The sequence below is a fragment of the Oceanospirillum multiglobuliferum genome (assembly GCF_900167095.1).
GTDB lineage: Bacteria > Pseudomonadota > Gammaproteobacteria > Pseudomonadales > Halomonadaceae > Oceanospirillum > Oceanospirillum multiglobuliferum.
Genome location: NZ_FUXG01000012.1, coordinates 21,802 through 45,708, shown reverse-complemented (window position 1 = coordinate 45,708; position 23,907 = coordinate 21,802). Strand labels below are relative to the sequence as shown.

General features: G+C 48.4%; 22 protein-coding genes. 9 read left to right on the top strand and 13 right to left on the bottom strand.

From position 1 onward, the window contains the following. Positions 1-80: 80 nt before the first annotated feature. On the top strand, positions 81-1,403 hold the full coding sequence (locus B5D26_RS09555) for a type II toxin-antitoxin system HipA family toxin (protein WP_078745513.1): 1,323 nt from the start codon (positions 81-83) through the stop codon (positions 1,401-1,403). Further along, a complete protein-coding gene (locus tag B5D26_RS09550; protein WP_078745512.1) occupies positions 1,400-1,723 on the top strand; it encodes a helix-turn-helix domain-containing protein in 324 nt (107 codons plus the stop codon). The genes B5D26_RS09555 and B5D26_RS09550 overlap by 4 nt, the downstream gene beginning before the upstream one ends. Here the strand turns inward: B5D26_RS09550 and B5D26_RS09545 are convergent. The 3 genes from B5D26_RS09545 to B5D26_RS09535 all read right to left on the bottom strand — a co-directional run bounded on the left by B5D26_RS09545 (position 1,710) and on the right by B5D26_RS09535 (position 5,262). Next, positions 1,710-3,638 carry an FAD-dependent monooxygenase gene (locus tag B5D26_RS09545; protein ID WP_078745511.1) on the bottom strand — a complete coding sequence of 643 codons (1,929 nt, stop codon included), beginning with the start codon at positions 3,636-3,638 and terminating at the stop codon, positions 1,710-1,712. The two genes, B5D26_RS09550 and B5D26_RS09545, sit on opposite strands and share 14 nt — an antisense overlap. A gap of 159 nt (positions 3,639-3,797) precedes the next feature. Then, positions 3,798-4,553 (bottom strand): helix-turn-helix transcriptional regulator, encoded by a 756-nt coding sequence (locus B5D26_RS09540; RefSeq protein ID WP_159445639.1) that lies wholly within the window; start codon positions 4,551-4,553, stop codon positions 3,798-3,800. 100 nt (positions 4,554-4,653) lie between these two features. Next, positions 4,654-5,262, bottom strand: coding sequence for a LysE family translocator (locus B5D26_RS09535; RefSeq protein WP_078745509.1), 609 nt, complete (start codon positions 5,260-5,262; stop codon positions 4,654-4,656). A 119-nt stretch (positions 5,263-5,381) separates the two neighbouring features. Here B5D26_RS09535 and B5D26_RS09530 point away from each other — a divergent pair, with 119 nt between their 5' ends. Further along, complete coding sequence (locus tag B5D26_RS09530) at positions 5,382-6,131, top strand: carbon-nitrogen hydrolase family protein (protein WP_078745508.1); 750 nt, start codon at positions 5,382-5,384, stop codon at positions 6,129-6,131. 55 nt (positions 6,132-6,186) lie between these two features. Here B5D26_RS09530 and B5D26_RS09525 read toward each other — a convergent pair whose 3' ends face one another. The 4 genes from B5D26_RS09525 to B5D26_RS09510 form a co-directional block, all read right to left on the bottom strand. Continuing rightward, positions 6,187-7,059: a DMT family transporter gene (locus B5D26_RS09525; RefSeq protein ID WP_078745507.1), complete on the bottom strand. Its 873-nt coding sequence runs from the start codon at positions 7,057-7,059 to the stop codon at positions 6,187-6,189. A gap of 67 nt (positions 7,060-7,126) precedes the next feature. Continuing rightward, positions 7,127-7,534 (bottom strand): type VII toxin-antitoxin system HepT family RNase toxin, encoded by a 408-nt coding sequence (hepT, locus tag B5D26_RS09520; protein ID WP_078745506.1) that lies wholly within the window; start codon positions 7,532-7,534, stop codon positions 7,127-7,129. Then, on the bottom strand, positions 7,524-7,946 hold the full coding sequence (mntA, locus tag B5D26_RS09515) for a type VII toxin-antitoxin system MntA family adenylyltransferase antitoxin (protein ID WP_078745505.1): 423 nt from the start codon (positions 7,944-7,946) through the stop codon (positions 7,524-7,526). Before mntA ends, hepT begins: the two co-directional genes overlap by 11 nt. 37 nt (positions 7,947-7,983) lie before the next feature. After that, positions 7,984-8,463: an Lrp/AsnC family transcriptional regulator gene (locus B5D26_RS09510; protein WP_078745504.1), complete on the bottom strand. Its 480-nt coding sequence runs from the start codon at positions 8,461-8,463 to the stop codon at positions 7,984-7,986. A gap of 221 nt (positions 8,464-8,684) precedes the next feature. Between B5D26_RS09510 and putA the strand changes: the two genes are divergently transcribed. Further along, positions 8,685-12,350 carry a bifunctional proline dehydrogenase/L-glutamate gamma-semialdehyde dehydrogenase PutA gene (gene putA, locus B5D26_RS09505; protein ID WP_234985259.1) on the top strand — a complete coding sequence of 1,222 codons (3,666 nt, stop codon included), beginning with the start codon at positions 8,685-8,687 and terminating at the stop codon, positions 12,348-12,350. Between the two features lie 101 nt (positions 12,351-12,451). On the opposite strand, the gene B5D26_RS16180 is transcribed toward putA, so the two are convergent. After that, positions 12,452-12,616 carry a hypothetical protein gene (locus tag B5D26_RS16180; RefSeq protein WP_159445638.1) on the bottom strand — a complete coding sequence of 55 codons (165 nt, stop codon included), beginning with the start codon at positions 12,614-12,616 and terminating at the stop codon, positions 12,452-12,454. Between the two features lie 108 nt (positions 12,617-12,724). On the opposite strand from B5D26_RS16180, the gene oxyR reads away from it, so the two are divergent. Beyond that, positions 12,725-13,612, top strand: a complete 888-nt coding sequence (gene oxyR, locus B5D26_RS09500) for a DNA-binding transcriptional regulator OxyR (RefSeq protein ID WP_078745503.1) — start codon at positions 12,725-12,727, stop codon at positions 13,610-13,612. Positions 13,613-13,923: 311 nt separating this feature from the next. Beyond that, a complete protein-coding gene (locus tag B5D26_RS09495) occupies positions 13,924-14,136 on the top strand; it encodes a cold-shock protein (protein ID WP_078745502.1) in 213 nt (70 codons plus the stop codon). Between the two features lie 80 nt (positions 14,137-14,216). Here B5D26_RS09495 and hpaR read toward each other — a convergent pair whose 3' ends face one another. Together hpaR and B5D26_RS09485 are read right to left on the bottom strand one after the other, a co-directional pair. Next, on the bottom strand, positions 14,217-14,639 hold the full coding sequence (gene hpaR, locus B5D26_RS09490) for a homoprotocatechuate degradation operon regulator HpaR (RefSeq protein WP_078745501.1): 423 nt from the start codon (positions 14,637-14,639) through the stop codon (positions 14,217-14,219). Between the two features lie 93 nt (positions 14,640-14,732). Then, positions 14,733-16,058 carry a hypothetical protein gene (locus tag B5D26_RS09485; protein ID WP_078745500.1) on the bottom strand — a complete coding sequence of 442 codons (1,326 nt, stop codon included), beginning with the start codon at positions 16,056-16,058 and terminating at the stop codon, positions 14,733-14,735. Positions 16,059-16,272: 214 nt separating this feature from the next. Here B5D26_RS09485 and mutS point away from each other — a divergent pair, with 214 nt between their 5' ends. Beyond that, a complete protein-coding gene (mutS, locus tag B5D26_RS09480; RefSeq protein ID WP_078745578.1) occupies positions 16,273-18,852 on the top strand; it encodes a DNA mismatch repair protein MutS in 2,580 nt (859 codons plus the stop codon). Positions 18,853-18,864: 12 nt separating this feature from the next. Beyond that, entirely contained in the window at positions 18,865-19,188 is a 324-nt protein-coding gene (gene fdxA / locus B5D26_RS09475) for a ferredoxin FdxA (RefSeq protein ID WP_078745499.1), read from the top strand. An 83-nt stretch (positions 19,189-19,271) separates the two neighbouring features. On the opposite strand, the gene B5D26_RS09470 is transcribed toward fdxA, so the two are convergent. Together B5D26_RS09470 and B5D26_RS09465 are read right to left on the bottom strand one after the other, a co-directional pair. Beyond that, complete coding sequence (locus B5D26_RS09470; protein ID WP_078745498.1) at positions 19,272-19,808, bottom strand: hypothetical protein; 537 nt, start codon at positions 19,806-19,808, stop codon at positions 19,272-19,274. A 138-nt stretch (positions 19,809-19,946) separates the two neighbouring features. Then, positions 19,947-20,828, bottom strand: a complete 882-nt coding sequence (locus B5D26_RS09465; RefSeq protein ID WP_078745497.1) for a LysR family transcriptional regulator — start codon at positions 20,826-20,828, stop codon at positions 19,947-19,949. Positions 20,829-20,986: 158 nt separating this feature from the next. Here B5D26_RS09465 and metE point away from each other — a divergent pair, with 158 nt between their 5' ends. Then, positions 20,987-23,305, top strand: a complete 2,319-nt coding sequence (metE, locus tag B5D26_RS09460; protein WP_078745496.1) for a 5-methyltetrahydropteroyltriglutamate--homocysteine S-methyltransferase — start codon at positions 20,987-20,989, stop codon at positions 23,303-23,305. A 98-nt stretch (positions 23,306-23,403) separates the two neighbouring features. On the opposite strand, the gene B5D26_RS09455 is transcribed toward metE, so the two are convergent. Further along, positions 23,404-23,898, bottom strand: a complete 495-nt coding sequence (locus B5D26_RS09455; protein ID WP_078745495.1) for a HugZ family pyridoxamine 5'-phosphate oxidase — start codon at positions 23,896-23,898, stop codon at positions 23,404-23,406. Positions 23,899-23,907 lie beyond the last annotated feature (9 nt).

Sequence of the window (23,907 nt, the reverse complement as noted above, 5' to 3'; positions counted from 1 at the left end):
ATTTTATGAGCAAAATATTTCTCAAAATACAGATCATTCGCTATATTTGAGCAGTATATTGCTCAAAATGGTTTTCTGATATGAAACAGCTGACACTCCAGATATTGCTGGAACAGAAATGGCAGGATATTGCACAGCTCACTCTGATCGCCCCAGAAAAGGGGATACGAAGCCCCTGTAAACTTGGGTACGAGCTTGACTACTCGTTGCAGTGGCTTGAGCGGGATGATGAACACGCTTGCAGCCTGACACTACCTGTTCAGCTTATGGCAAACCATGAAAGTGATCATTGGTTTGGTTTTCTGGATGATATTGTTCCCGCCGGAGCTGCACGCCGCCACTGGGTTCTTTTTTTAGGGTTGAACAACCTTAGCGAGCCAGCAAGAGACTCTGTTCTGCTGGAGAAAGGCACCATTGCGCCCGTTGGTAATCTCAGAATCAAAGAGTCACTACCCGTAAGAGATCCCCGCTCAACGCTGCATTTAAGAACATTTCCGGTCAAGGATGTGGTCGAGCGTAACTCAGAGTTTCTGGAATACGCTCAGGAGATGGGTGCAATTAGTGGTGGCGCAACAGGTGCAGGCGGCGAAGCCCCTAAGTTGTTGCTTCGTCTTAATCGGGAAAATCAAGTCTGGATCGACACGTTTCAGGATGACCACAGCATCCCAGACGGGCACTTTCTTGTGAAATTCCCCCGTGGGCAGCGCACAAAAGACGATTGCGACATTCTACGGGCGGAATACCATTTCTACCATGAATTGACCGATATGGGTTTCTGTACCATTGATACCCAGCAGATGCAGCTACTTGAGGGCGAACACTACCCCTCTCTTTGGTTACCACGGTTTGACACATATTGGGATGGCAGCCACTGGCAAAGGTACGGTCTGGAATCGGTTTACTCGATCTTAAATAAACCTGCTGGCAGCTACCTGAACCATTTTGAGATCATCAGAACCATCTGCTCTCTGATGCAAAAACGCTCTGTCTCTTTTGATGCTGAACGCTTTGTCTGTGATTGGGTTTGTCGTGATCTGCTGAATATCGCCTTTGCCAACACGGACAATCATGGCCGCAATAGTGCTCTGCTGAAGAAACCCAATGCTATCTGGCTGTCGCCTATCTATGATTTTGCGCCGATGAAAGCGGATCGGGAAGGCATTACCCGTACCACAAAATGGGGGGCACCGTATGAGGAAGGCGGTGAGTATCGCTGGCAGGAGATCGCAGCACAACTTGAAGGTTTATGTCCTGCGGAGAAGACGATGGCAACTCTGAAAGAGACTGCACAAATGCTCACCGGACTCAAAACAAGACTGGAAAAACGTGGTGTGTCTGAGCATATCCTGAAAATGGGCTTTAGCTATCTGGATGACAAACTAAAACGCTGGGGGCTGTTATGAGTTTAAACACAGATCAACGTCAGGCGCTTTTGATCTCGCTGTTGAGACAGCATCTAAAGGGAGAGTTGAGCCAAGGGGCGTTATTAAAGCAGCTAAGAAAGGATGTTTTGGGTTTCTCGCAAACCCGTTACGCTGAACTGGTCGGCATCAGTCGCAGAACGCTGACCGATATTGAACAAAATAAAGGCGGTCAAACACAAAGTGTCATTAATAAGGTGTTTAAACCCTTTGGTCTTCAGATGGGGCTGATCCCTATTCAGCCCCATATTGCAAGTTATCTGCTGAACGAAAAAGCTGAGTCTGCCGTTACGCCAACATAAACCGATCAAAAAATGCGCTCAGTTCTTGATGTGCTGTCAGTGGTAGTACGGTAGCGATATGTTGATCAGGGCGCACAATCACCATACAGCCTTGGCTGCGGTTGATGCCGCGCTGGTCAAAAATGTCGTTGTGCTCGTCTGTACGGAACAGTTTTTCATAATCCCTCAAGCCATATTTACCCTTGGCAGGCCATAGCAGTTCAGGCATCTGTTCTATTGAGAGCGTCTGTTGCTGAAGTACGGTAAACAGCTCAATCACTGCGTCAATATCGGCACCTGCGGGGGTGTAGCGTTTGATTGGCGAGTGCGCAGACTGTGCTAAGAATTGAATCAGTTCGTGCAAAGCTGATCCTTGGTTAAGCGGGTTCTGCGAGTCGCCAAAGGCGAAGATACGCCAGCGGCCATCGGCTTTGTTGAGGTGACCTAGGTGAACGGGTCGCCCATCAGCCAAGCGTATCGCTTTGGCAGAGTGAAAGCGTTGGCCGATATTAAAGCCTGTGGCGAGGTGTTGATGTTCCTGCCCTGTGCAGAGGTAGGAGGGGTCGTATTGGATTGATGTTCCGGCAATAAAGCCATTTTGCCGTGCGATAAATTTTTCAATATCCCCTGTATCCGTTTTACTGGCCGCTGCCCCTTGTTTGGCGCTGGGGCGAGTGGCGACCAAGGCCGACATTTCACGATCAGCATTAATTAGCATTTGTGCCACTTTACGCCGTTCGGTGGCGTAGGTTTGTAGCAGCTTGGCATCTGCGCGCCCTTGCAGTACTGCGGCCAGTTTCCAACCTAAGTTAAAGGTGTCGGGCAGTGAGGTATTCAAGCCCCAACCGCCTTTCGGGCTGTGGGTATGGCAGGCATCTCCAGCAACAAAAGCGCGGGGGATCAGGTTGTCGGCTTGGTCTAAAGGTCGGTCATCAAATCGGTCTGCAACGCGTTGCCCCACTTCGTAGATTGACCACCATGCCACCTCTTTAACCTCTAGTTGATATGGATGCATAATCAACTGTGCTTTGGCGATAATCTCTTCAACCCCTAAGTTCAGTGTTGAGGCTCGTTGCCCTTGATCTAAAAGATCGAGCTCCACATACAGACGCACCAGATAGCCGCCTTCGCGGGGGACTAGCATTACCGCGCCGTTCTCTTTCGATTGAATAAAGCTTTTCACTCGAATGTCGGGGAAGTCTGTCACCACCAACACATCCATCACGCCCCACGCTTTGTTGGCAGAGTCGCCTTGTAGCTCAATGGCTAAATTTTTACGCACGGCACTGCGCGCACCATCGCAGCCCACCACGTAGCGGGCTTGAACAACCTCTACCTTAGCGGATTGGCTGGCATCATTGCGTTCAAAAGTGGCGGTAATGGGGTAGGCGTTTAGGTCTTGAGTTAAGTTGGCATCAACCTCTAACTCCAGTAAACGGCGATTGTAGTGGGGCACCAGATGCGTTACTGAGCTGGCCATGCCATCTAATAGCAAGTCATGCAAACGGGCTTGGTTGACCACCCCGTGGGTGAACTCAGACAGCCCTAATCGTGCATCTGGCACTTTATGGGTACGTTTGATCTGTTCAGGGTGCTCGGCATCGGGTTCCCAGAAGGCGTTCTGGTGCAGTTGGTAGGTTTCTTTTACCAATAGCTCGCTACAATTGAAGGCTTCCATAATCTCTATTGTGCGGCAAGAGATACCATCGGCCTGACCAAACAGCAGCGGGCCAGATTTTTGCTCTACGATACAAGTTTGAATATCTGCAAACTCAGACAATTGCCTTGCTAAAGCCAATCCCGCAGGGCCACAACCTACAATTAATACATCGACTTTTTTCGGAAGATCCACCAGCGGCGGCGGTGTGGCGGGTACGCGCGCCTCATCTCGAACTTGGTAGTTACCGGGTTTAAAACCGTTTAGATGGTATTGCATGGCAAATTCCTCTTATTTTAATTATTGGACGAATGCTGCCTTTCAAAATTAGGGGCTATCAGGGACAAATAGGCAGCATTCAGTCTGTCAGAACAGCCTACAGGGATCAGCGGAAAAGCTTGTCCCCCAAAAATGGGGACAGTGATACAACATTGGGGTTTAAGACTGGCAAAGCGCAAATAACTGGGCGCGGCTGCTAATGCCCAGTTTTTCATAGGCACGCTTGCGGTAAGTGACCACGCTACTGGCGGCGATATTCAGCTCATGCGCCACCCACTCATTTTTTTTGCCCTGTAAAACAGCGGCACAGACTTGTCGTTCACGCTCAGATAAAAAGGCCAATGGCCCCTGACTGAGTTGCGACTGATTGAGTTGATAGTGCTTACTGACCAATAGCCCCAATAAATGCCCCGTATATTGTTGCTGCTCCGGTGAAAGCACTGAATCAAAACTAGAGTCGCGCCGATACAGGTTGATATAAAAATTCCCCAACTCACTGCCATAAATCACCGACAGTTTGTCCTGAAAGCCGGGCTCATCAAAATAGCGTTTCTTGTAGTTTGGCCCCATCTCTCGAATTAAGTCTGCAAAGCGAATCAGTGTCACCTCATTGGGTTGACTGTTTTTCAGACGCTCAAAATTAGGGTCTTCCAGATAACGACGTTCAGCCACATAAGACTCTGCCAGTGTTTTACCTGAGGTCGCACTAACAAAGTCTTTAAACAGCAAAGTGGTGACTTTTTCGCCATCCGCACAGAAGAAAATCATGCATTGATCTGCACCCAGCTCTTGATGCAGCCAGTTCAGAAAAGGCTCAAAAAAATCAGGCTCGCCCAAGGCTTCAAGCAGTTGTAACTGCCCTAAATTGGGTTGCCAATGAATTTTTTCAGCTTGGGCTAAAGGTGGTTTTGCCATGAGGTTTCCGAATACCAACCCGTTCATTATTTTTCAATATGGCCTGCCTATAATAGTACGGAAATTTTGTGTAGTAGAGGCAGTTTACTATGCGGTTGGCTCACACCAACTGATAAGCCGAGGTGGATAGCAACGCCCCGCCAATCAAGGTAATTAATACCCCGCTGACCATTCGGGTTTTATTTAACACACCCACGCTCAATCGCTGCGCCAGCAAATGTGCGCCAAGGGCGTAGCTCATCATAATGCTCAGATCTAACACCAGCCAACCCAAGGCGAGATACAGCGAAGCCTGCCAATAGGGCAAGTCGGTGAGTATAAATTGTGGTAACAGTGTCGCGAAAAAGATCAGGTCTTTTGGATTGCTGATACCCGTATAAAAGGCCGATTTGAACAAGGCTTGGTCACTTTCGTGATGCTCGCCTGCGGCATTCAGCTTGATGGGTTTAAAACTTTTGATGCCCACCCATATCAGCAGGCATGCGCCCAAGATCGACAGCACATTGACCCAAATGCCTTGCACCAAAAAGGCTACGCCCCCTAGTGATAAAGCAATCAAAATCAGTGCAGCACTGACTCCGCCCAGCGCATTGTAAACACTACGCTTCACCCCATAAGTTGCGGAGTGCTGCATGATTAGCAAGATCGAAGGGCCAGGTGTGGCGATAATAAGAAATATCGTCGCCAAGTAGAGTAAAAATAGGCTCATGAGATAGGCTCGGTAAAAGCAAGGTGGCGTATCCTTATGCCTTGTCTGGGGTGTGATGTTATCGCTTCAGTAAAGCGTTTACACTAAGGAGATTCAATTTTGAACCTTGTAGGGCGGTTATGTCTCGAAAGCCAATCACGCTAAGCTTAGCGCAAGCACCTGTTACTAAAGGCGACATTGCCGCCAACCTATCCATGCATCAAACCTTAATCTCAGCAGCGTCTGCCTCTGGCTCAGATTTGGTGTTATTCCCAGAGCTGTCTCTAACAGGCTATGAGTTATCCCTTGTCGGTGAACTGGCGCTGGATCAAGATGCGCCTGTGTTTGAGGTGTTATCTCAATCTGCGGTAGAGCATCGCCTTGTAGTGATTGCAGGTTGTCCTTTGGCCAACTCAAATGGGCTACCTTATATTGCAGCGGTTATCTGCTTCCCTGATGGCAAAATTGAGTTCTACTCGAAACAGTATCTTCATGCAGGAGAGGCGGCTTACTGTGCGGCTGGCTCACAAGATTATCAGCTTGAAGTGCAAGGCTATCGTTTCACATTGGCCATTTGTGCCGACTTTACCGAACCCCAACACGCTGAGCGTGCTCAAGCTGATGCCGTGGATGGCTATCTAGTCAGCGCGTTAATCTCTGATGCAGGGTACGCTACTGATGCGCAAATTTTATCGGGAATCGCCGCTCGACATCAGTTGCCAGTTTTCCTATGCAACCACATTTCGATAACAGGCGGCTGGTCAGCCTGTGGTAATAACAGTGTTTGGGATCAATCGGGTGAACGGGTTGCAGCCTCAACGAACACAACACCCTCGGTTTTACACTGTACTCTAAGTGATGACGGTTTAAGTGGGGTGGTTAGCCATTAGCGATCATATGCCGTTATCTGTCGAGATTGACGAGTAATCTCTTTCGATCCATTCCCTAACTCCACATCACCATCACGGCGGCAATGGCGATTAACACCAAGCCCAATGCGTCTTTAATCTGCACTTTATCCTTCAGCCAGAAGACCGCGATCAGCAAGGTGAAAAAGATTTCAACTTGTCCCAAAGTTTTCACATAGGGTACGGCTTGTAATGACATGGCACTGAACCAACCTATCGAGCCGATACAGCTGGTGGTGCTGGTCAACAATGTCAGTTTTGGCCGATGCCATAAGGCTTTTAAGGTATCTAAGTCTTTCAATACTAAGTAGCTGATCAAGGCCAATGTTTGAATGCTGATCACAAACAACAGCACCCAAGCGGCGCTATAGGGGAAAGGCACGTCTAAACATAAACTGGCTTCGCGCACCCAAAGCGAAGTCAAGGCAAATGAGGTGCCACTGGCCAAGCCCAAACAGACGGTTTTGAATGACAGTTGTTTCAATCCCTGTTTGCTGCTCATCAGAAAAACAGCCACTGCACCGATGATCACGCCAGCCCAACCCAATGGTGATAAATGCGTACCAAAGAAGAGTACCCCTAAGATTGCCGCCACTATGGCCTCGCTTTTGGCAAGCCCTGCGCCCACGGCAAAGTTTTGCAGTTTGAACAGCTGAACCATTAACGCTGTTGCCAATATTTGTAGGGCTGATGCCCCCAAAACAAAGCCAATAAAGGCGGTATTGAATGTTGGGATACCGGGATTATGCCAAGTGTATAGACCGGACAAATAGACTAACGCAATTGGCCCCGCCCATAGAAAGCGCGCCAGCGTAACCCCTGCAACTTTGACCTCTTTGCTAAGACGACTTTGAAAAGCGTTGCGCCATGACTGCATAAATGCGGCCATTAAGGTCAATAAAATCCACATGAAAAGGCTCCAACGCCAAAGTTTAAAATAGGTGATACTGGGCAACACAGTGCCCGCATGAGAGAGGCTATAGGCGGAGCAACTGTTCACTGAAGCTTAAAAAGTCATCTAGATGCTTTTCAATAATCGAGACGGTAATGGGCAGTTGAACCGCTTGGTAATCATGCACCGCAATATTACGAAAGCCGATCATCTTTTTCATGATATTTGCGGTATCGGGAGTGATTAAATTGTTCTGAGCCAATAAGGTAAAAGCATCTCGAGCACTTTGCGGCAATCCCAACTGTCGCTCTTTGACTAAATGCTCTGCCATATCGATAGCGGCTTCACAAGCACGTTGAATGTTGAGGATGGCAGCATCTTGGCGTGTAAAATCGGTTGCAAAAGTGCTTGGATCTTTGTGATATTCCTCTTTTGCGCGTTTGATGCAACGCTCAATAGTGGCACTTTTATTGAGTAGGGTATCAGTCGTCATCATGATCCTTAGCGTAAACACGGCCTGTTTTGACGATACGTTCTAACACAGGCGCTCTACGGGCATCCAGTTCTCGTTTCATTTTCAGAACGGCAATTTCATAAATATCCGCTTGATGATCTTTTGCCCATAAGCGACGTCCTCGACTGAGTATCTGATGCTGTAGCACCGTGGAGGCTTGGTTAAAGTCGATCAGATCAACATCCCGATTCAATTGGTTCGCTAAAGTGCACCCGATCTCCCAAAGTGCGACGACATCAAGCTGACCGGAATGGTAAACCGCTAAATCAATGTCGCTATCAGGCTTCGCTTTACCAGAGGCTTGGCTGCCAAACAGATATACGGCGAGAAGCTCTGGAATGTCTTGCTGTAGCTGTGTTACAGCAGTGTTAAGTTGGGCATCACTGATCATAAAAACTCACCAGTTGTCGCGCGGCAGCACACAACGTTTATTCTTTTTCTAACAGATGATTTTCAATGTCTTTAACACTTTCCATCACCGCAAAGGTACTGGTTTGTAACACATAGGGCAGTGCCGAGATCTGTTCACCTAACACCTTTCGATAAGCCTCCATGCCAGAGGTACGCACTTTTAACAGATAATCAAAACCTGCGGAGATCATATGGCATTGCTCTACTTCTGGAATCTCACGCACGGCGGTATTAAACGCCTCTAAGGCTTTGCTTTTTGTGTCGCCCAATTTGACCTGCACAAAAGCCACATGACTTGCGCCTAGCTTGGTTTGGTTGATCAAGGCCACATAACCCAGAATATAACCTTGCTCTTCCAGCTTCTTAATACGCAGCTGACAAGGGGTTTTAGATAGCCCTACACGAGAAGCCAATTCGGTTACGGTCAGGCGCGCGTCTTTTTGTAATTCACGCAAGATGGCGTGGTCGATTCGATCCAGTTGTTCGTTCTTTTTCATGCTGCCAGCCGCTCAGTGTTCTGTTTGCTGCGATATGGAAATCATCAGGCAAAATAGCAATAGTGAATTAGCCTAATCAAGTGCTTATTTTAGCGCTTTATCACTGAATGATCCCCCTAAAAATAGTCTATAGTTTTCTCAGCAATTGCGAATTAGAGAAAAAGGCTAGTGACTCAGCGATAGAATTTGCGCTCTCTAATAATTATACGCAGGGTGTCGATATGACTCAGTTGATGAACACGACCACACACACCGATCCGAACTCTACTGCCGCGATCAGAGAAGTGATTCGCGATCATTACCTTACTGACGAAGCGCGCGCCCTGAAAAACCTGATGGCTCAGGCGAATCTATCGGTTGAAACCCGCCAAGCGATCAGCAAAGACGCGGCTTATCTGATTCGTCAGGTACGAGAGTCTGCCAGTCCGTCTATGATGGAAAACTTCCTCGCTGAGTATGGCCTCACCACCAAAGAGGGTGTGGCACTGATGTGCTTGGCAGAAGCCTTGTTGCGTGTACCTGATGCACAAACCATTGATGAGCTGATCGAAGATAAAATTGCGCCGGGCAAGTGGAGCGAGCACTTAGGTCAGTCTGAGTCATCTTTGATCAACATGTCCACTTGGGCTTTGATGCTGACAGGTAAGTTGATCTCTCCTGCGGAAGAAAAAGGGTTAGGCAGCACCTTAAGAGGTATGGTGAAACGCCTAGGTGAGCCATTGGTACGTACCGCTGTTAAACAGGCGATGAAAGAGCTAGGTCGCCAGTTTGTATTAGGTCGCACCATTCAAGAAGCCACACAGCGCGCCAAAAAAGAAGAGAGCCGTGGCTACTCTTACTCTTACGATATGCTCGGTGAAGCCGCTCGTACTGATGCCGATGCACTGCGCTATCACAAAGCCTATGGCGATGCGATTACCGCCCTGAAACCCGCTTGTGTACATGATGACATCCGCAAAAATCCGGGTATCTCCGTTAAACTGTCGGCTTTACACCCACGTTATGAGTTTGCAAAACGTGAGCGCGTATTAAAAGAGTTGGTTGAGCGCACCTTGTCGCTGGCCATTATGGCGAAAGACGCCAATATGGGTTTCAACATCGACGCAGAAGAAGCCGACCGCTTAGACCTGTCGTTAGATGTGATTGAAGCGGTACTAGAGCGCCCAGAGCTTAAAGGCTGGCAAGGTTTTGGTATTGTGGTACAAGCTTTTGGCCCACGCGCACCTTTCGTTTTAGATTGGCTGTATGCCTTAGCGGGTCGTTTAGAGCGTCGCATTATGGTGCGTTTGGTGAAAGGTGCCTATTGGGATGCTGAGATCAAACGCGCACAAGTGATGGGGTTGTCTGGCTTTCCGGTTTACACCCGCAAGGTGAACACCGATGTGTCGTATATCTCTTGCGCCACCAAACTGCTGAAGATGACCGATCGCATCTATCCACAGTTTGCGACCCACAACGCGCACTCTGTTGCTGCTATTCTAAACTTGGCAACCGATCTGGACAGCTTCGAATTCCAACGCCTGCATGGTATGGGCGAGTCTCTGCATGATGCCGTGGTACAGGGCAGCGACCTGACCAAAAACCGTTTGGCAAAAGGCCAAAAGGTGCGTTGCCGTATCTATGCGCCAGTGGGTGCACACCAAGATCTGTTGGCTTATTTGGTACGTCGTTTGTTAGAAAACGGTGCCAACAGCTCGTTTGTGAATCAGATTGTCGATACCAGTATTTCTCCTGAGCAGATTGCCCGTGATCCATTCTCAGCGGTTGAGGCCCTAAACAGCATTGCCAACCCTGTGATTACCCGTCCTGCTGATATTTACGGCACCAAACGTCGTAACTCAATCGGTTGGGATATCACCGACAGCCGTGTGGTGGAAACATTAGAGGCACAGCGCACACCTTTCTTGACGCATCAATGGCAAGCACAGCCGATGGTTGCTGGTGACGTCGTCGGTGCGGCTCGCAAGCCTGTGATCAACCCTGCAAATCCATCTGATCAGGTTGGTGAGGTTTTAGAAGCCAGCCCACAAGATATTGATACCGCCATTCAAGCGGCCAAAGCGGAGCAGAAAGCGTGGGCGGCACTGCCTGTTGCAGAGCGCAGCGCACGTATCCAAAAAGTTGCTGATCTGTTTGAAGAAAATGCGGCAGAGCTATTTGCTTTAGCCACCCGTGAAGCGGGTAAAACCGTACTGGATGGCATTGCTGAGATTCGCGAGGCGGTGGATTTTGCGCTCTATTATCCAAATGAAGCTGAACTGCATGATGCAGCGGGGCAAGCCCGTGGCGTCATCACCTGTATCTCGCCTTGGAACTTCCCTCTGGCAATTTTCGCAGGCCAAGTTTTAGCGGCAGTGGCCGCAGGTAACGCGGTATTGGCAAAACCTGCTGAGCAAACCGTTTTAATGGCCGCCCGTGCCGTTGAGCTGATGCACGAAGCAGGCATTCCAAAGGCGATTGTTCAACTGCTACCGGGTACAGGTGCCGTGGTAGGTGCCGCACTGACCTCTGACGCCCGTATTGATGGTGTGTGTTTCACAGGTTCTACCCTCACCGCTCAACACATTAACCGTGCAATGGCTGCCAATATGGCACCCGATGCGCCATTGATTGCGGAAACAGGCGGCTTAAACGCCATGATCGTTGATTCAACAGCACTACCCGAGCAAGTGGTACGTGATGTATTGGCATCAGCGTTCCAAAGTGCGGGACAGCGTTGTTCTGCGTTGCGCGTGCTTTATCTGCAAAAAGATATCGCAGGCCATGTACTTGAAATGCTGTACGGTGCCATGAAAGAACTCACCATCGGCAACCCTTGGTTGTTCAGCACCGACATTGGCCCTGTGATTGATACTGCGGCACAGCAGAAAATTATGGCGCATATCAAAAAGTTCACCGATATGGGGCGTTGCCTGAAAACCTTCGAGGTGCCACAAGCGGGTACGTTTGTACCGCCAACCGTGTTGAGCCTAAACAGCATTGATGAACTGGCAGAAGAGATTTTTGGCCCAGTGCTGCACGTCTGCACTTTTGAAGCAGATGAGCTAGATGCCGTGGTCGATCTGATCAACAGCAAAGGCTTTGGTTTAACCTTTGGTTTACACACCCGTGTAGACGCCCGTGTTGAGCAGGTCACCAGCCGAATCCATGCGGGTAACTTGTATGTGAACCGCAACCAGATTGGTGCCATTGTCGGCTCTCAGCCATTTGGAGGCGAAGGTTTATCCGGTACAGGCCCTAAAGCGGGTGGCCCTTTGTATCTGCGTCGCTTTAAGTTAATTGGTCAGGCCGTTCAGGTCAATGCAGGCTCAGAAAGCGCTTTAACCGCTGCTGCCGTGAACAAAGCGCTTGCGGATCTAGCGTCAATGGCACAGCCAGAACAGCCTGCTCGTCTGGTTGCCACACACTTAACCGCTCCGGCAGCAACCGACCTGCTGAACACCCGAGAAATGCCGGGACCCACTGGTGAGCTGAACCGCCTCAGCTTCCATGCGCGCGGAGTGGTACTGTGTTTAGGCCCAGATCAAAACAGTGCCATGACACAAGCCGCAATGGCCTTAAGCCAAGGTAACCGTGTATTAGTGATTGCACAGAACGTTAGCCAAACCACTCAGCAGTTGGCAAAAGCGGGTCTGCCGATTATTGGTATTGATGGTCAACTGGCGGCCGAGTGTTTGGCTCAAATTCAAGGTATTGATGCGGTGGCTTCAAACGCTGATCTCGCCACTCTAAAAGCCTATCGTCAGGTATTGGCGCAGCGTGACGGTGTATTGTTGCCGCTTTTGACAGAACCTCATCTGCCAGAGCGCTTCATCCACGAGCGTCATCTGTGTGTGGATACCACGGCTGCGGGCGGTAATGCCAGCCTAATTGCAGCCACCAACTAAGCCAGTTTAATTGTCTCATCAGTGTCGCCAAGGAGGGTGACGACCTTGCTTTAATTCATACTTTTTTCCGTTGCTTATAGTCTAAACTCATCGACAGCCAACTATAAGCAACGGTTTTTTCTACGTTTTTGTAACGTCTCGAACTGCTCCATGTGCCGCGCAATACGCGCACCTTTCTCTCTTAGTTGCACTTGAAATTCAATCATCACTGCTTCTAACGCAATTGCGGTGCTAAAGTCTGCGGTGGTTCTGGTATATGATTTCATTTTGTATCCCTTCGTTGCTAAATCCACTTTATTTATACGTATTAAACGTTGGTCTAGCATTAAATGTGCCAGTCAAAAATGACAGGGTCGTTAAGTTCAGGTAACCCTATGATTAAATTGAGAGATTTAGAGTATTTAGTCGCAATTGACCAGTACAAGCACTTTGGAAAAGCGGCAGAAGCCTGCTTTGTCAGCCAACCGACGCTCAGTGGACAGATGATCAAGCTAGAAGAGCAGTTAGGATTGCAGCTGATTGAGCGCCATAGACGCAATGTGATGCTCACCCCAGCAGGCGAACAATTGGTGCGAGAGGCACAGCAAGTGCTGAAAGCGGCGCACAGCTTTGAGGCATCGGCCAAAGCGTTGCTCGATCCTCTAGCAGGCGACCTTCATCTGGGGTTGATTCCCACCTTAGCGCCCTATTTGCTACCGCACATTATGGCAGACCTGAATCAGCGCCTACCCAAAATCAATTTCTATCTGCATGAAAAGCAAACCAAAGTGCTGTTACAAGAGTTGAATGAAGGCAAGTTAGACCTGCTGATTTTACCTTGGCTTGAGGAGATGCACGGGGTTGAGCGCTACGATCTGTTTGAGGAGCCTTTGGTGTTAGCGCTTTCCCCCCAACACGCCCTTGCCAATAAAAACACCGTGCAGCTCAGTGACTTGAATGATCAGCAAATTTTAACTCTAGAAGATGGTCACTGTTTAAGAGACCAAGCACTAGGCTACTGTTTTGCCGCAGGTGCCAAAGAAGACCATCGCTTTCAGGCCACCAGTTTAGAAACCCTACGTTATATGGTCGCCAGTGGTATGGGCATTACTTTGATGCCAGAGTTGGCGACACAACATCCAAAATCAGAGCGTTTGCAGTACCTGCGCTTTGACACGCCAGTGCCGACGCGACAAATCAGTTTGCTGGTGCGGCCAAACTATTCGCGCATGAGCTGTATCAGAGAGGTGGTGTCTAGTATTAGAGGTTCGGTTAAGCTGTAGCGCTTATAGGCACGCTAAACCATGTAAGAAGAAAAGGGGCAATGAGCGCCAGTTCACTTTCTCTAAACCTTTATCATTACTAGCCTAGTGCTTTTTTGCTTTGATTTGTTTAGAGATTTTACTAAAGACAGCAAAAAAAATGCTTATTTCTTAATTTTTTTGTTGTAAAGACATATAGTCGTGCTCTAATAGCTATGCAGACGCTGCAAAGTGTCAATGAGCAAAGATAATGGCACGTCCTTAATTGGATGCACCATGTTTGGAATTAGCCCGGCCAATCCGGGTGCAAGTTTATTTGTAATGAGGACGTTATGTCAGGTGTAATTTCTGGTACCGTTAAGTGGTTTAACGACGAAAAAGGTTTTGGTTTCATTTCTCGTGAAGGCGATAGCGATGTGTTTGTACACTTCCGCTCTATTAACGGTAATGGCCGTCGCAGCCTAACTGAAGGCCAAGCAGTTACTTTTGAAGTGACTCAAGGTCAAAAAGGCCCACAGGCTGAGAACGTAACTATCGTTGGTTAATTCCGCCGTTTAGTGAAAAATGCCCACGTTCAAGTGGGCATTTTTTTTGACGGTCTAAAATACGTTACCAAACCTCTGAATCAAGGTTTCAAGTCAATAATGTCACTGAGTAGCTCGTGCAGTAACTCTAGACGCTCTTGGCCTAGCTGATTACTCAACTCTGCATAACGTCCCTCTAAGCGTGGGCTTAACTCTTTAAACAGCTCTTTAGACTTATCTGTCAAGCTGATCAGAATGCGGCGTTGATCTTCTGGAGATTTACGGCGTCTTAGATAATCCTGAGCTTCTAAGCGATTAATAATACCCGTCAAACTAGGGCTTAAAATACAACACAATGCAGCCAACTGTTTTGACTCTAACTCTTCGTACTCGTTAAGCGCACGAATAACACGCCATTGCTGTTCCGTTAACCCTACTTCCTGCAAAATTGGGCGAAAGAAGGCCATGGTTGACTCACGAGCTTTCAGCAGCTTTAGAGGGATAGAGTCATTAAATTTACGCATCTGTTTTAATTTCCATAACTGTTTTTATATTGTTCTTTATCAGCCAGATAATGCTCTGTCATCTGCTTGTTAGATTTAGCGGCTCTCAAGCCTTCAGCGCACACCCATTGACTCCATCACAAAAAGCATACCTGATGAAAAAGCCAACATTATCAAAGAGTAAGGCATATTGTCCCGAAGGATCGCCGTGCTGGAAACCTTAAATTGGTTTTGAATAATAATATTCACCCCACTGAACAGGGAGCCTGACATCGACAATGACACCCCCACCATATAGGCAATTGCCATCAAATGTGGTGTTGTTGTGACTTGTGACATTAAGCCTGCAAAGATTGCCATCAAGGCAAACTGATGGATACCTAAACTTGAAATGAAAAAGATTAACAGCATCACTATTGAAGCAACCAAAGCATCAGTATGATCAAAAGGTGAGGCAATTAACCCTGCCGAGATACAAGTTTTTACCCCAGCAGCAAGAAAGCCTGCCGCTAGAAAAAGAGAGATCTCAGGTCGAGTATTAGGTAACTGCTGCTGAACATGGCCTTTGATTCGCCCCCATGTCTCATTCGAGCCTTTCACTACCAGCACCCACAATATTGGTACTAATACCGCAACAGAAGAAATTAGGGCTAACATGGGCACATCAGGCAACAATTGATGCACCATAAGCAAGGTACTAATCAGCAGTAGAGGTAACGCCAGACTAGACACTTGAATCGGATAGCCTTGGTATTCACTCAGCTGCTTTGGCTCCCGCAAACGAGCTTCAATTAATGTCAAAATAAAACCAAAGGCCACAAGACTAAGCGCCCAAGGATAAACCGCCGACATATTAGTACCCGGCACCAACTCTAACACCAATGGAATCATACTCAGAAAGGGCGACCAAAAAATGGCTAAAGAAAATCCGCGAGTTAACAAACGATAAGAGAGAGGACTGACTAAAGCGCCTTGAGCTTGAGGCTGTTTGATCTGATCACCAAATAAAAACAGCGAAGAGAAATTGGCCACCGAAGAGAACAAGTGCATCCCCGAAAAAGTCATAAAAAAACTTTTAAACCCTCTACACTGATCACCCGCATGCACTCGAGTGGCTAAACGAATAAAACTAACAGCGGTTAACAACATTGCCAGCTTAATGTGCTCGTCTGCCATGCCCAATAAATCAATATGGCCTGTTTCAAGCCAAGCCCAAAGCGCAAAACCTAAACCGCCTAACATCAAAATTAAAATAGGCGTAGTTTGCTTTCGAGTAAGACTTGGAAACTCTAACACCACAAACCCCCAAGCCAAGCAAGTTGCCAGCGTAGTGGTTTCGACAAGGTTTAAAGTATCCAGCAGCGTCAGCATCCAAGTCAGAACCAGTAACAGCCCCGACAGATGAATACCTCTGCTAAAAGTAGAAGCAAGCGCCTTCAAATAAAAATCTCATTAACATGTTAAATAATTGGTTATCATAACTGATTTTGATTAAAAAACTAAAGCTTGGCGATATAGGCTATCTCCTCTTACTAACAGGTAAATACATTCCTATTCTTAATCCGCTTTTTCAGTGTTAAATACCAATTAAGCTATAACCCGCTGTTCGCTTTCGGTAAAATGCTCGGTTCATTTTACAAACCGCATGATTGAGATGGTGAATTCCGTGGCCGCCGAACAGCATACCCCCATGATGCAGCAGTACTTGCAGATCAAAAAACAACACCCCAATGAGTTGGTGTTTTACCGCATGGGAGATTTTTACGAGCTGTTTTTTGATGACGCCAAGAAAGCGGCGCAACTGTTAGACATTACCCTAACGGCGCGGGGGAAATCCGGTGGGCAGCCGATTCCAATGGCGGGTATTCCATTTCATGCCGCTGAAAACTATCTCGCGCGTTTAGTTCGCAATGGTGTGTCGGTTGCCATTTGTGAACAGGTGGGTGATCCCGCCACCAGTAAAGGCCCTGTTGAGCGTAAAGTGATGCGGGTGTTAACCCCCGGCACGGTCAGCGATGAGGCGTTGCTAGACGAGCGTAAAGACAATCTGTTGGCGGCATTAACCCAGTCAGGCGCTGTGTATGGCTTGGCGGTATTGGATGTCACCAGTGGTCGTTTTACCGTGCAAGAGATCAATGAAGAAGGGGCACTGCTGGCGGAGTTGCAGCGTCTTGATCCTGCGGAGCTGCTGCTGGATGAAGCGGGGGACTTTGCCCCAGCGGTGCGTCAGCGCAAAGGGGTGCGCCTGTTGCCGCCTTGGCAGTTTGATACGGAAAGCGCCACCACTCAGCTCTGTCGCCAGTTTGAAAGCCGCGATTTGGCGGGATTTGGTTGCCAACATCTGACCTTAGCCATTGGTGCCGCAGGTTGTTTGCTGGAATATGTGCGCGACACTCAGCGTACAGGATTGCCTCATGTGCGTGCATTACAAGCGGAATCCCGTGATGAATGCGTACAGATTGATGCTGCCAGTCGACGCAATTTAGAGATTGATACCAATCTCAGTGGTGGACAGACTCACACTTTAGCCTCCGTGATGGACAACACCGCCACCGCAATGGGCAGCCGTTTATTGCGTCGTTGGTTGAATCGCCCGATTCGGTGCCGTGATCAATTGCACCTACGTCAATCTTGTGTGCAAGCGATTCAAGACAGCTATCAATGGCAAAGCTTGTACGATGCGTTAAAAGCCATTGGTGATATTGAACGGATTTTAGCTCGTGTGGCGCTGCGCAGTGCGCGTCCCCGTGACTTGGCGCGTTTGCGTGATGGTTTGCAAGTGCTGCCCGATTTGGCAGCACAGCTCAACGCCATTACCGAGCCAGCCTTAGATCATCTGCGAGTGTTGGTGATTCCATTCCCAACAGAAGCGGATCTGCTGCAACGCGCCATCTGCGAAAATCCACCCGTGGTGATACGTGAAGGCGGTGTGATTGCCGATGGTTATGACCCAGAACTGGACGAACTGCGCCAACTGAGCGAAAACGCAGGGGAGTTTTTACTGCGCTTAGAAGAGCAAGAAAAAGCACGTACAGGCATCAGCACCTTAAAAGTGGGTTACAACCGTGTGCATGGCTATTACATCGAAATCAGCCGCGCGCAATCCGATCAAGCGCCTGTGGATTATATTCGCCGCCAAACGCTGAAAAACGCTGAGCGTTTTATCACCCCAGAGTTAAAAGCCTTTGAAGACAAAGCGTTAAGTGCCAAATCTAGGGCATTGAGCCGAGAAAAAGCCCTGTATGATGAGGTGCTCGAACAGTTAAACCTCAACCTCATGGGTTTGCAGAATCTGGCTCTCGGTTTGTCTGAACTGGATGTACTGAATAACTTTGCCGAGCGTGCAGAAAGCCTGAACTTTTGTCGCCCACAACTGGTGAAAGAGCCGGGTATAACTATTCAAGCAGGCCGCCATCCTGTGGTGGAGCAGGTCAGCGAGTCGCCTTTTGTGCCTAATGACCTCAGCTTTACCAATGAGGCGCGTATGGCGGTGATTACAGGCCCCAACATGGGCGGTAAATCGACCTATATGCGCCAAATTGCCTTAATTGTGCTCTTGGCGCATACGGGTAGTTATGTGCCCGCAGAGGCCGCGATGATTGGCCCAATAGACCGTATTTTTACCCGTATCGGCTCCTCAGATGACCTAGCCAGTGGTCGCTCAACCTTTATGGTGGAGATGACCGAAACCGCCAATATTCTGCACAATGCCACCCCTTGTTCTTTGGTGTTGATGGATGAAGTGGGGCGCGGTACGAGCACCTTTGATGGTTTGTCGCTGGCTTGGGCTTGCGCCGCTTATCTGGCTGAAAAGCTCTGCGCTTACACTCTGTTTGCGACGCACTATTTTGAGTTAACCACACTGCCGGAGCAGTTCAATGGTGTGATTAACTTGCATCTCAACGCCACTGAGCATCACGACAACATCATCTTTATGCACAAAGTGCAGGCCGGCCCCGCCAACCAAAGCTATGGTTTACAGGTGGCTAAACTGGCGGGTATTCCGCTGAATGTGGTACAAACCGCACGGGAAAAACTACACCAACTTGAGCAGCAAGAACTGCAAGTGCAGGAGCGCCAGCCCGTGCAATATCAACCGGTGCAAAATGACCTGTTTGCCCTCTCCGAGCCTAACCCTGCGCTGGAGCGCTTGAACAGCTTAGACCCTGATGAACTGACGCCCAAACAGGCACTGGCCTTACTCTATGAACTTAAGCAGTTAAATAACGCATAAGGAATACAACCGATGGCATTTGTGGTCACCGACAACTGCATTCAATGTAAATACACCGACTGCGTTGAGGTCTGCCCCGTTGATTGCTTCTACGAAGGGCCTAACTTCTTGGTGATCAATCCTGATGAGTGCATTGATTGTGCGTTATGCGAGCCAGAGTGCCCCGCTGACGCAATCTACTCAGAGGATGAACTGCCCAACGCAATGCAGCACTTTGTTGAACTGAACGAAACACTGGCGCAAATTTGGCCGAATATTACCGAGTGCAAAGCTCCGCTGCCAGAAGCCGCAGAGTGGGACGGCGTACCGGATAAGTTGCCGAAATTAGTCAGATGAAAAACTCATACTGAAAGTAATAATACTCCGTACTATTTTATGAAATAGTACGGAGGTTTTTGTATTAAATAAAGACTATATAATTAAGACTGTCTTAACGTGATATAGCAAATAGCTGGACTCTCTTCTGCAATAGATAATTCTGCCTTGATATTTTCTGGAATATCAACAATAAAAGCACCTTTATCACCATAGTGTTTATCTAGTTTATCCAACTCTTTATCTAAGTCCTTCATAGACAAACTCTTATCAAAGTATTTAGATTTGATGTAATTCTGTTTATTAGAGGGTGTTGCTGCCATAACCCCAAGATATGAGTCATCTCTATCATTTAGCTTTATTTTCAATACAACATTACAGCCTTCTCCATGAGCTGTAAACCCCAAAACCACACTTGAAGCATTAGGATTTTTCTCACTTTCATCAACGTGTTTTAGAAAAGAGTCCCCTTCTTTTTCTTTAAAGCTACCATGTCCAACAGAATTATCCCATTCAACATGAAAGTCTTGATTAGTTCCATTTTGAACATCAATAGCTAGATCGTTCCGCTCGCTTTTTCCACCAAATATTTCAGAAACAATCGCTGCAATATCAAAGTTAAAGTTCACATTAGACGGCATAATAAAAATCCTTTTGTTTTTGAATGAGGCTTAATAATAAGTTGTTTTTATTATGAAGATAACTAGTGAAAACCCTAAAAAAACCAAGATAAACTACAGTTTTTAAATAGACCTTGTTTAGATTTTAAATCTGATCGTTTAAAAAGCCTTAGCCAATTTAAAGAAGGTTTGGATATGCAAACCTTCAACCTCCTGCTCGCGCACCCCCAAATAAATCTGTTTGTGTAGCCCTGCCTGCCCCAAACGCACCAAACCAATCGGCAGGGTTTGGGCATACTCTTGTCCTAGCCATGCGGGCAAAGTGGCCACGCCCCGATTGGCGGCCACCATCTGTAAAATAATCTCTGTAGCTTCTAAGGTTTTGTGCTTTTTCGGGCGACAGTGGGCGGGGAGTAAAAACTGCTGAAAAATATCCAAGCGCTCAATTTCAACCGGATAGGTGAACAGCGTTTCAGAGCGAAGTTGTTCTGGCGTAATAAACGCGTTTTGGCTCAGTGGGTTATGGGTGCTGACGATCAAAACCTGCTCATAAGGAAACACGGGCTCAAAAATAATCCCCTCCTTTTGAATCGGATCTGGGGTGACTAAAATATCAATATCATGGTTAAACAGCGCTGCCATGCCGCCAAACTGAAAGCGCTGTTTGACATCCAAATCCACCCCCGGAAAATGTTCCAAAAAAGGTTCCACCACCTTTAACAGCCATTGATAACAAGGGTGACACTCCATACCGATATGCAGGCTGCCTTGCTCGCTATTGGCAAATCGACTGAGGGTTTCGTCGATACGCTCCAACTGAGGCAATACCCGATTGGCCTCTTTCAGCAGATACTCGCCCGCCTGTGTCAGGCGAATATTGCGCCCATCTTTTTCCCATAAACGGCTGCCGATCTGCCCCTCTAGTTTCTTAATGGTATGACTGAGCGCTGACTGGGTTAGGAATAAATTTTCAGAAGCCGCGGTTAACGAACCGTACTGGTCAATTGCCCGCAAAATAGTCAGGTGGGTGCGTTCAATCATAATTAATCCATGAATAAAGTTAATAGGTTGATGAGAAACTACCATTTTTTTTCATGATTAACAGCCTTTAGGCTAGCGCCATTGTTTTTACACACCCATTTATAGTCTCCATGACACTCAACCTCATGGGGACAAACCGACATCAGCAAGGACATAGCATGGCGCTTATACACAACCTAGGTTTCCCTCGCATTGGTGCAAACCGCGAACTTAAATTTGCCCAAGAGGCTTTCTGGAAAGGCGAACAAACGGCTGAACAGTTGTTAGCCCGCGCCCAAGGCATTCGCCAGATGAACTGGCAACAGCAGTCCGCTTTAGACTTTGTGCCTGTGGGTGACTTTTCACTTTATGATCAAGTGCTGGATATGAGCTTCACCTTAGGGCATCTGCCAGAGCGAGTGGCTGCGTTAAGCCACAAGGGCAGCGAGCTGGATCAGTATTTTCGCGTTGCCCGTGGTCGTTCTGCCCACGACACAGATTGCAGTTGTGTACACGCAGGTGAGATGACCAAATGGTTCGACACCAACTACCACTACATTGTGCCGGAACTGAGCGCTGAAACCCGCTTTAGCCTGAACCCTGAGCGTTTACTCAGCCAGTTGGCCGAAGCGCAACAGCAAGGGATCAATGCCAAACCCGTGATTATTGGCCCTGTGACCTATCTCTGGTTAAGCAAATCTCAAGAGGGTAGCCATCGCCTTGATCACTTAGCTCAACTGCTGCCCCTTTACAGCGAACTGCTGGAAAAACTGGCGGAAGCGGGTGCCGAATGGGTGCAAATTGATGAACCTGCGTTGGTGACAGAGCTGGATGCCGATTGGAAACGCGCCTTTGAACAAGCCTATCACCAACTGAAAGCCAACCGCCCGAAACTGTTATTGGCCACCTACTTTGGCACCTTGCAAGACAATCTACAGTTGGCCTGTAACCTGCCCGTTGCCGGACTGCATATTGATGCCGTGCGTGGCCGTGCCGAAGTGAATACCGTTGTGGATTGGTTGCCTGCTCATAAAGTACTGTCGGTTGGCGTAGTGGATGGTCGTAATATCTGGAAAACGGATCTCACCCGCGCGTTAGACTGGCTAGAGCCTATCGCAGATAAACTGGGTGAGCGTTTGTGGCTGGCCCCGTCCTGCTCGTTACTGCATGTGCCCGTTGATCTGGACAGCGAGCGCCAAACCAACAGCCTTCGAGCATTAGACCCTGAGCTACTCAACTGGCTGGCTTTTGCCAAACAAAAACTGGCCGAAGTTCAACTGCTAGGCCGTGCCATCAATGAAGGTCGTGCCTCTGTCGCTGATGCGTTAGCGGAGAACCGCGCCGCCATTATCAGCCGTCGCCTGTCGGATCGCGTACACAACAGCGCCGTAAAAGCAGCCGTGGGCGGAATTCTATCCAGCTTTGGGCATCGTCAAAGCCCTTATGTCGAGCGGATCGCCAAACAAGCGCAGCACTTAAAACTGCCACTTTATCCGACCACCACCATCGGCTCATTTCCGCAAACCGCAGAGATTCGCAAAACCCGACAAGCCTATAAACAGCACAACCTCACCGAAGCGGAATACCGTCGAAATATTCAGGCAGAAATTGAGCGTGCGGTACTGGAGCAAGAAAAACTCGGCTTAGACGTGCTAGTACATGGCGAAGCTGAGCGCAACGACATGGTGGAATACTTTGGCGAGCAACTACAGGGTTACGCCTTCAGCCAATTTGGCTGGGTGCAATCTTATGGCTCGCGCTGCGTAAAACCGCCAATTTTGTTTGGCGACATCAGCCGCCCTAAAGCGATGACCGTTGAATGGACAACCTACGCCCAGTCACTCACCGACAAACCAATGAAAGGCATGTTGACCGGCCCTGTCACCATTCTGAACTGGTCATTTGTGCGCGACGACCAACCGCGCAAAGAAAGCTGCTTACAGTTGGCGCTGGCGATTCGCCAAGAAGTGCTCGACTTAGAGGCCGCAGGGGTGAATGTGATTCAAATTGACGAAGCCGCCCTGCGTGAAGGTTTACCTCTGCGCCGCGCAGAATGGCAACAGTATTTGGATTGGGCGATCCACTGCTTCCGCATCAGTGCCAATGGCGTGCAAGATGAAACCCAGATTCACACCCACATGTGTTATTCCGAGTTTAACGACATCATCGAAGCCATCGCCCAGATGGATGCTGACGTGATCACCATTGAAACCTCGCGCTCGAATATGGAACTGCTCGACGTGTTTGAAGCCTTCGAATACCCGAATGAGATCGGCCCTGGTGTATATGATATTCACTCACCGAATATTCCCACCACCGCCCAAATGGTGAACCTGATGCAGCAGGCCGCCACGCGAATTCCAGCGCAACGCCTCTGGGTGAATCCAGACTGCGGTTTAAAAACCCGCCAGTGGGAAGAGGTGATCCCCGCTTTAGAGAATATGATTGCAGCGGCACAACAACTGCGTGCCAGTGCAACAGCACAAGCGGTGGCTTAGTTTCTAGAGGCAATCATCCCACCGCTTAGGCGGTGGGTGCTTTTGGAGCAGGTTAACAAACAGAAGCTTCAGTTAAGATAGTCGACAATCTGATCGCATCAACTCCGTTGCAGATGCTCAATGTCGTTGAGTCCCTCACCCGTTAAACGGTAAGCTTGCCCAAAGCCGCGCACGTAAGTGGCTTGTGTTGGGCAAAGTTTAATCAGATAAAAGTCATTTAAACTCTTCAGCAGATCAATAATTTCGCCAAACTGCGCTTGCATCTGTTCAAGACGTGGGGAATATTCAGGCGCGTCACGAGAGATCACTTCCGCGCGCCCTAAGCAGGTGAAACGACGACGGGCAAAAATCTGGCGTGTGTCTTGTTCGTCGGCAATCAGCATCCATGACACCTTTTGATTCGCCAACAGATGACGAGTATGGGCGGCCAATTCACTGACGAAGATATAATGGTTGCCTGCGTCATCGGTGACAAAGGGGGCGTAGCTGGTTTCTGGGCATTGGTGTTCATTTAAGGTTGATAACACAAGACTCTGACATTGCGCGCGAAACGCCTGTTGTTCGATCTGTACTTCGCTCAGGCTCAGTGACATAACACACCT

What these genes read in the sequence shown, in the direction of transcription:
- B5D26_RS09555 (WP_078745513.1), top strand. Translation starts at nt 81, where the DNA reads ATGAAACAGCTGACACTCCAGATATTGCTGGAACAGAAATGGCAGGAT.
- B5D26_RS09550 (WP_078745512.1), top strand. Translation starts at nt 1,400, where the DNA reads ATGAGTTTAAACACAGATCAACGTCAGGCGCTTTTGATCTCGCTGTTG.
- B5D26_RS09545 (WP_078745511.1), bottom strand. Translation starts at nt 3,638, where the DNA reads ATGCAATACCATCTAAACGGTTTTAAACCCGGTAACTACCAAGTTCGA.
- B5D26_RS09540 (WP_159445639.1), bottom strand. Translation starts at nt 4,553, where the DNA reads ATGGCAAAACCACCTTTAGCCCAAGCTGAAAAAATTCATTGGCAACCC.
- B5D26_RS09535 (WP_078745509.1), bottom strand. Translation starts at nt 5,262, where the DNA reads ATGAGCCTATTTTTACTCTACTTGGCGACGATATTTCTTATTATCGCC.
- B5D26_RS09530 (WP_078745508.1), top strand. Translation starts at nt 5,382, where the DNA reads ATGTCTCGAAAGCCAATCACGCTAAGCTTAGCGCAAGCACCTGTTACT.
- B5D26_RS09525 (WP_078745507.1), bottom strand. Translation starts at nt 7,059, where the DNA reads ATGTGGATTTTATTGACCTTAATGGCCGCATTTATGCAGTCATGGCGC.
- hepT (WP_078745506.1), bottom strand. Translation starts at nt 7,534, where the DNA reads ATGACGACTGATACCCTACTCAATAAAAGTGCCACTATTGAGCGTTGC.
- mntA (WP_078745505.1), bottom strand. Translation starts at nt 7,946, where the DNA reads ATGATCAGTGATGCCCAACTTAACACTGCTGTAACACAGCTACAGCAA.
- B5D26_RS09510 (WP_078745504.1), bottom strand. Translation starts at nt 8,463, where the DNA reads ATGAAAAAGAACGAACAACTGGATCGAATCGACCACGCCATCTTGCGT.
- putA (WP_234985259.1), top strand. Translation starts at nt 8,685, where the DNA reads ATGACTCAGTTGATGAACACGACCACACACACCGATCCGAACTCTACT.
- B5D26_RS16180 (WP_159445638.1), bottom strand. Translation starts at nt 12,616, where the DNA reads ATGAAATCATATACCAGAACCACCGCAGACTTTAGCACCGCAATTGCG.
- oxyR (WP_078745503.1), top strand. Translation starts at nt 12,725, where the DNA reads ATGATTAAATTGAGAGATTTAGAGTATTTAGTCGCAATTGACCAGTAC.
- B5D26_RS09495 (WP_078745502.1), top strand. Translation starts at nt 13,924, where the DNA reads ATGTCAGGTGTAATTTCTGGTACCGTTAAGTGGTTTAACGACGAAAAA.
- hpaR (WP_078745501.1), bottom strand. Translation starts at nt 14,639, where the DNA reads ATGCGTAAATTTAATGACTCTATCCCTCTAAAGCTGCTGAAAGCTCGT.
- mutS (WP_078745578.1), top strand. Translation starts at nt 16,273, where the DNA reads ATGGTGAATTCCGTGGCCGCCGAACAGCATACCCCCATGATGCAGCAG.
- fdxA (WP_078745499.1), top strand. Translation starts at nt 18,865, where the DNA reads ATGGCATTTGTGGTCACCGACAACTGCATTCAATGTAAATACACCGAC.
- B5D26_RS09470 (WP_078745498.1), bottom strand. Translation starts at nt 19,808, where the DNA reads ATGCCGTCTAATGTGAACTTTAACTTTGATATTGCAGCGATTGTTTCT.
- B5D26_RS09465 (WP_078745497.1), bottom strand. Translation starts at nt 20,828, where the DNA reads ATGATTGAACGCACCCACCTGACTATTTTGCGGGCAATTGACCAGTAC.
- metE (WP_078745496.1), top strand. Translation starts at nt 20,987, where the DNA reads ATGGCGCTTATACACAACCTAGGTTTCCCTCGCATTGGTGCAAACCGC.
- B5D26_RS09455 (WP_078745495.1), bottom strand. Translation starts at nt 23,898, where the DNA reads ATGTCACTGAGCCTGAGCGAAGTACAGATCGAACAACAGGCGTTTCGC.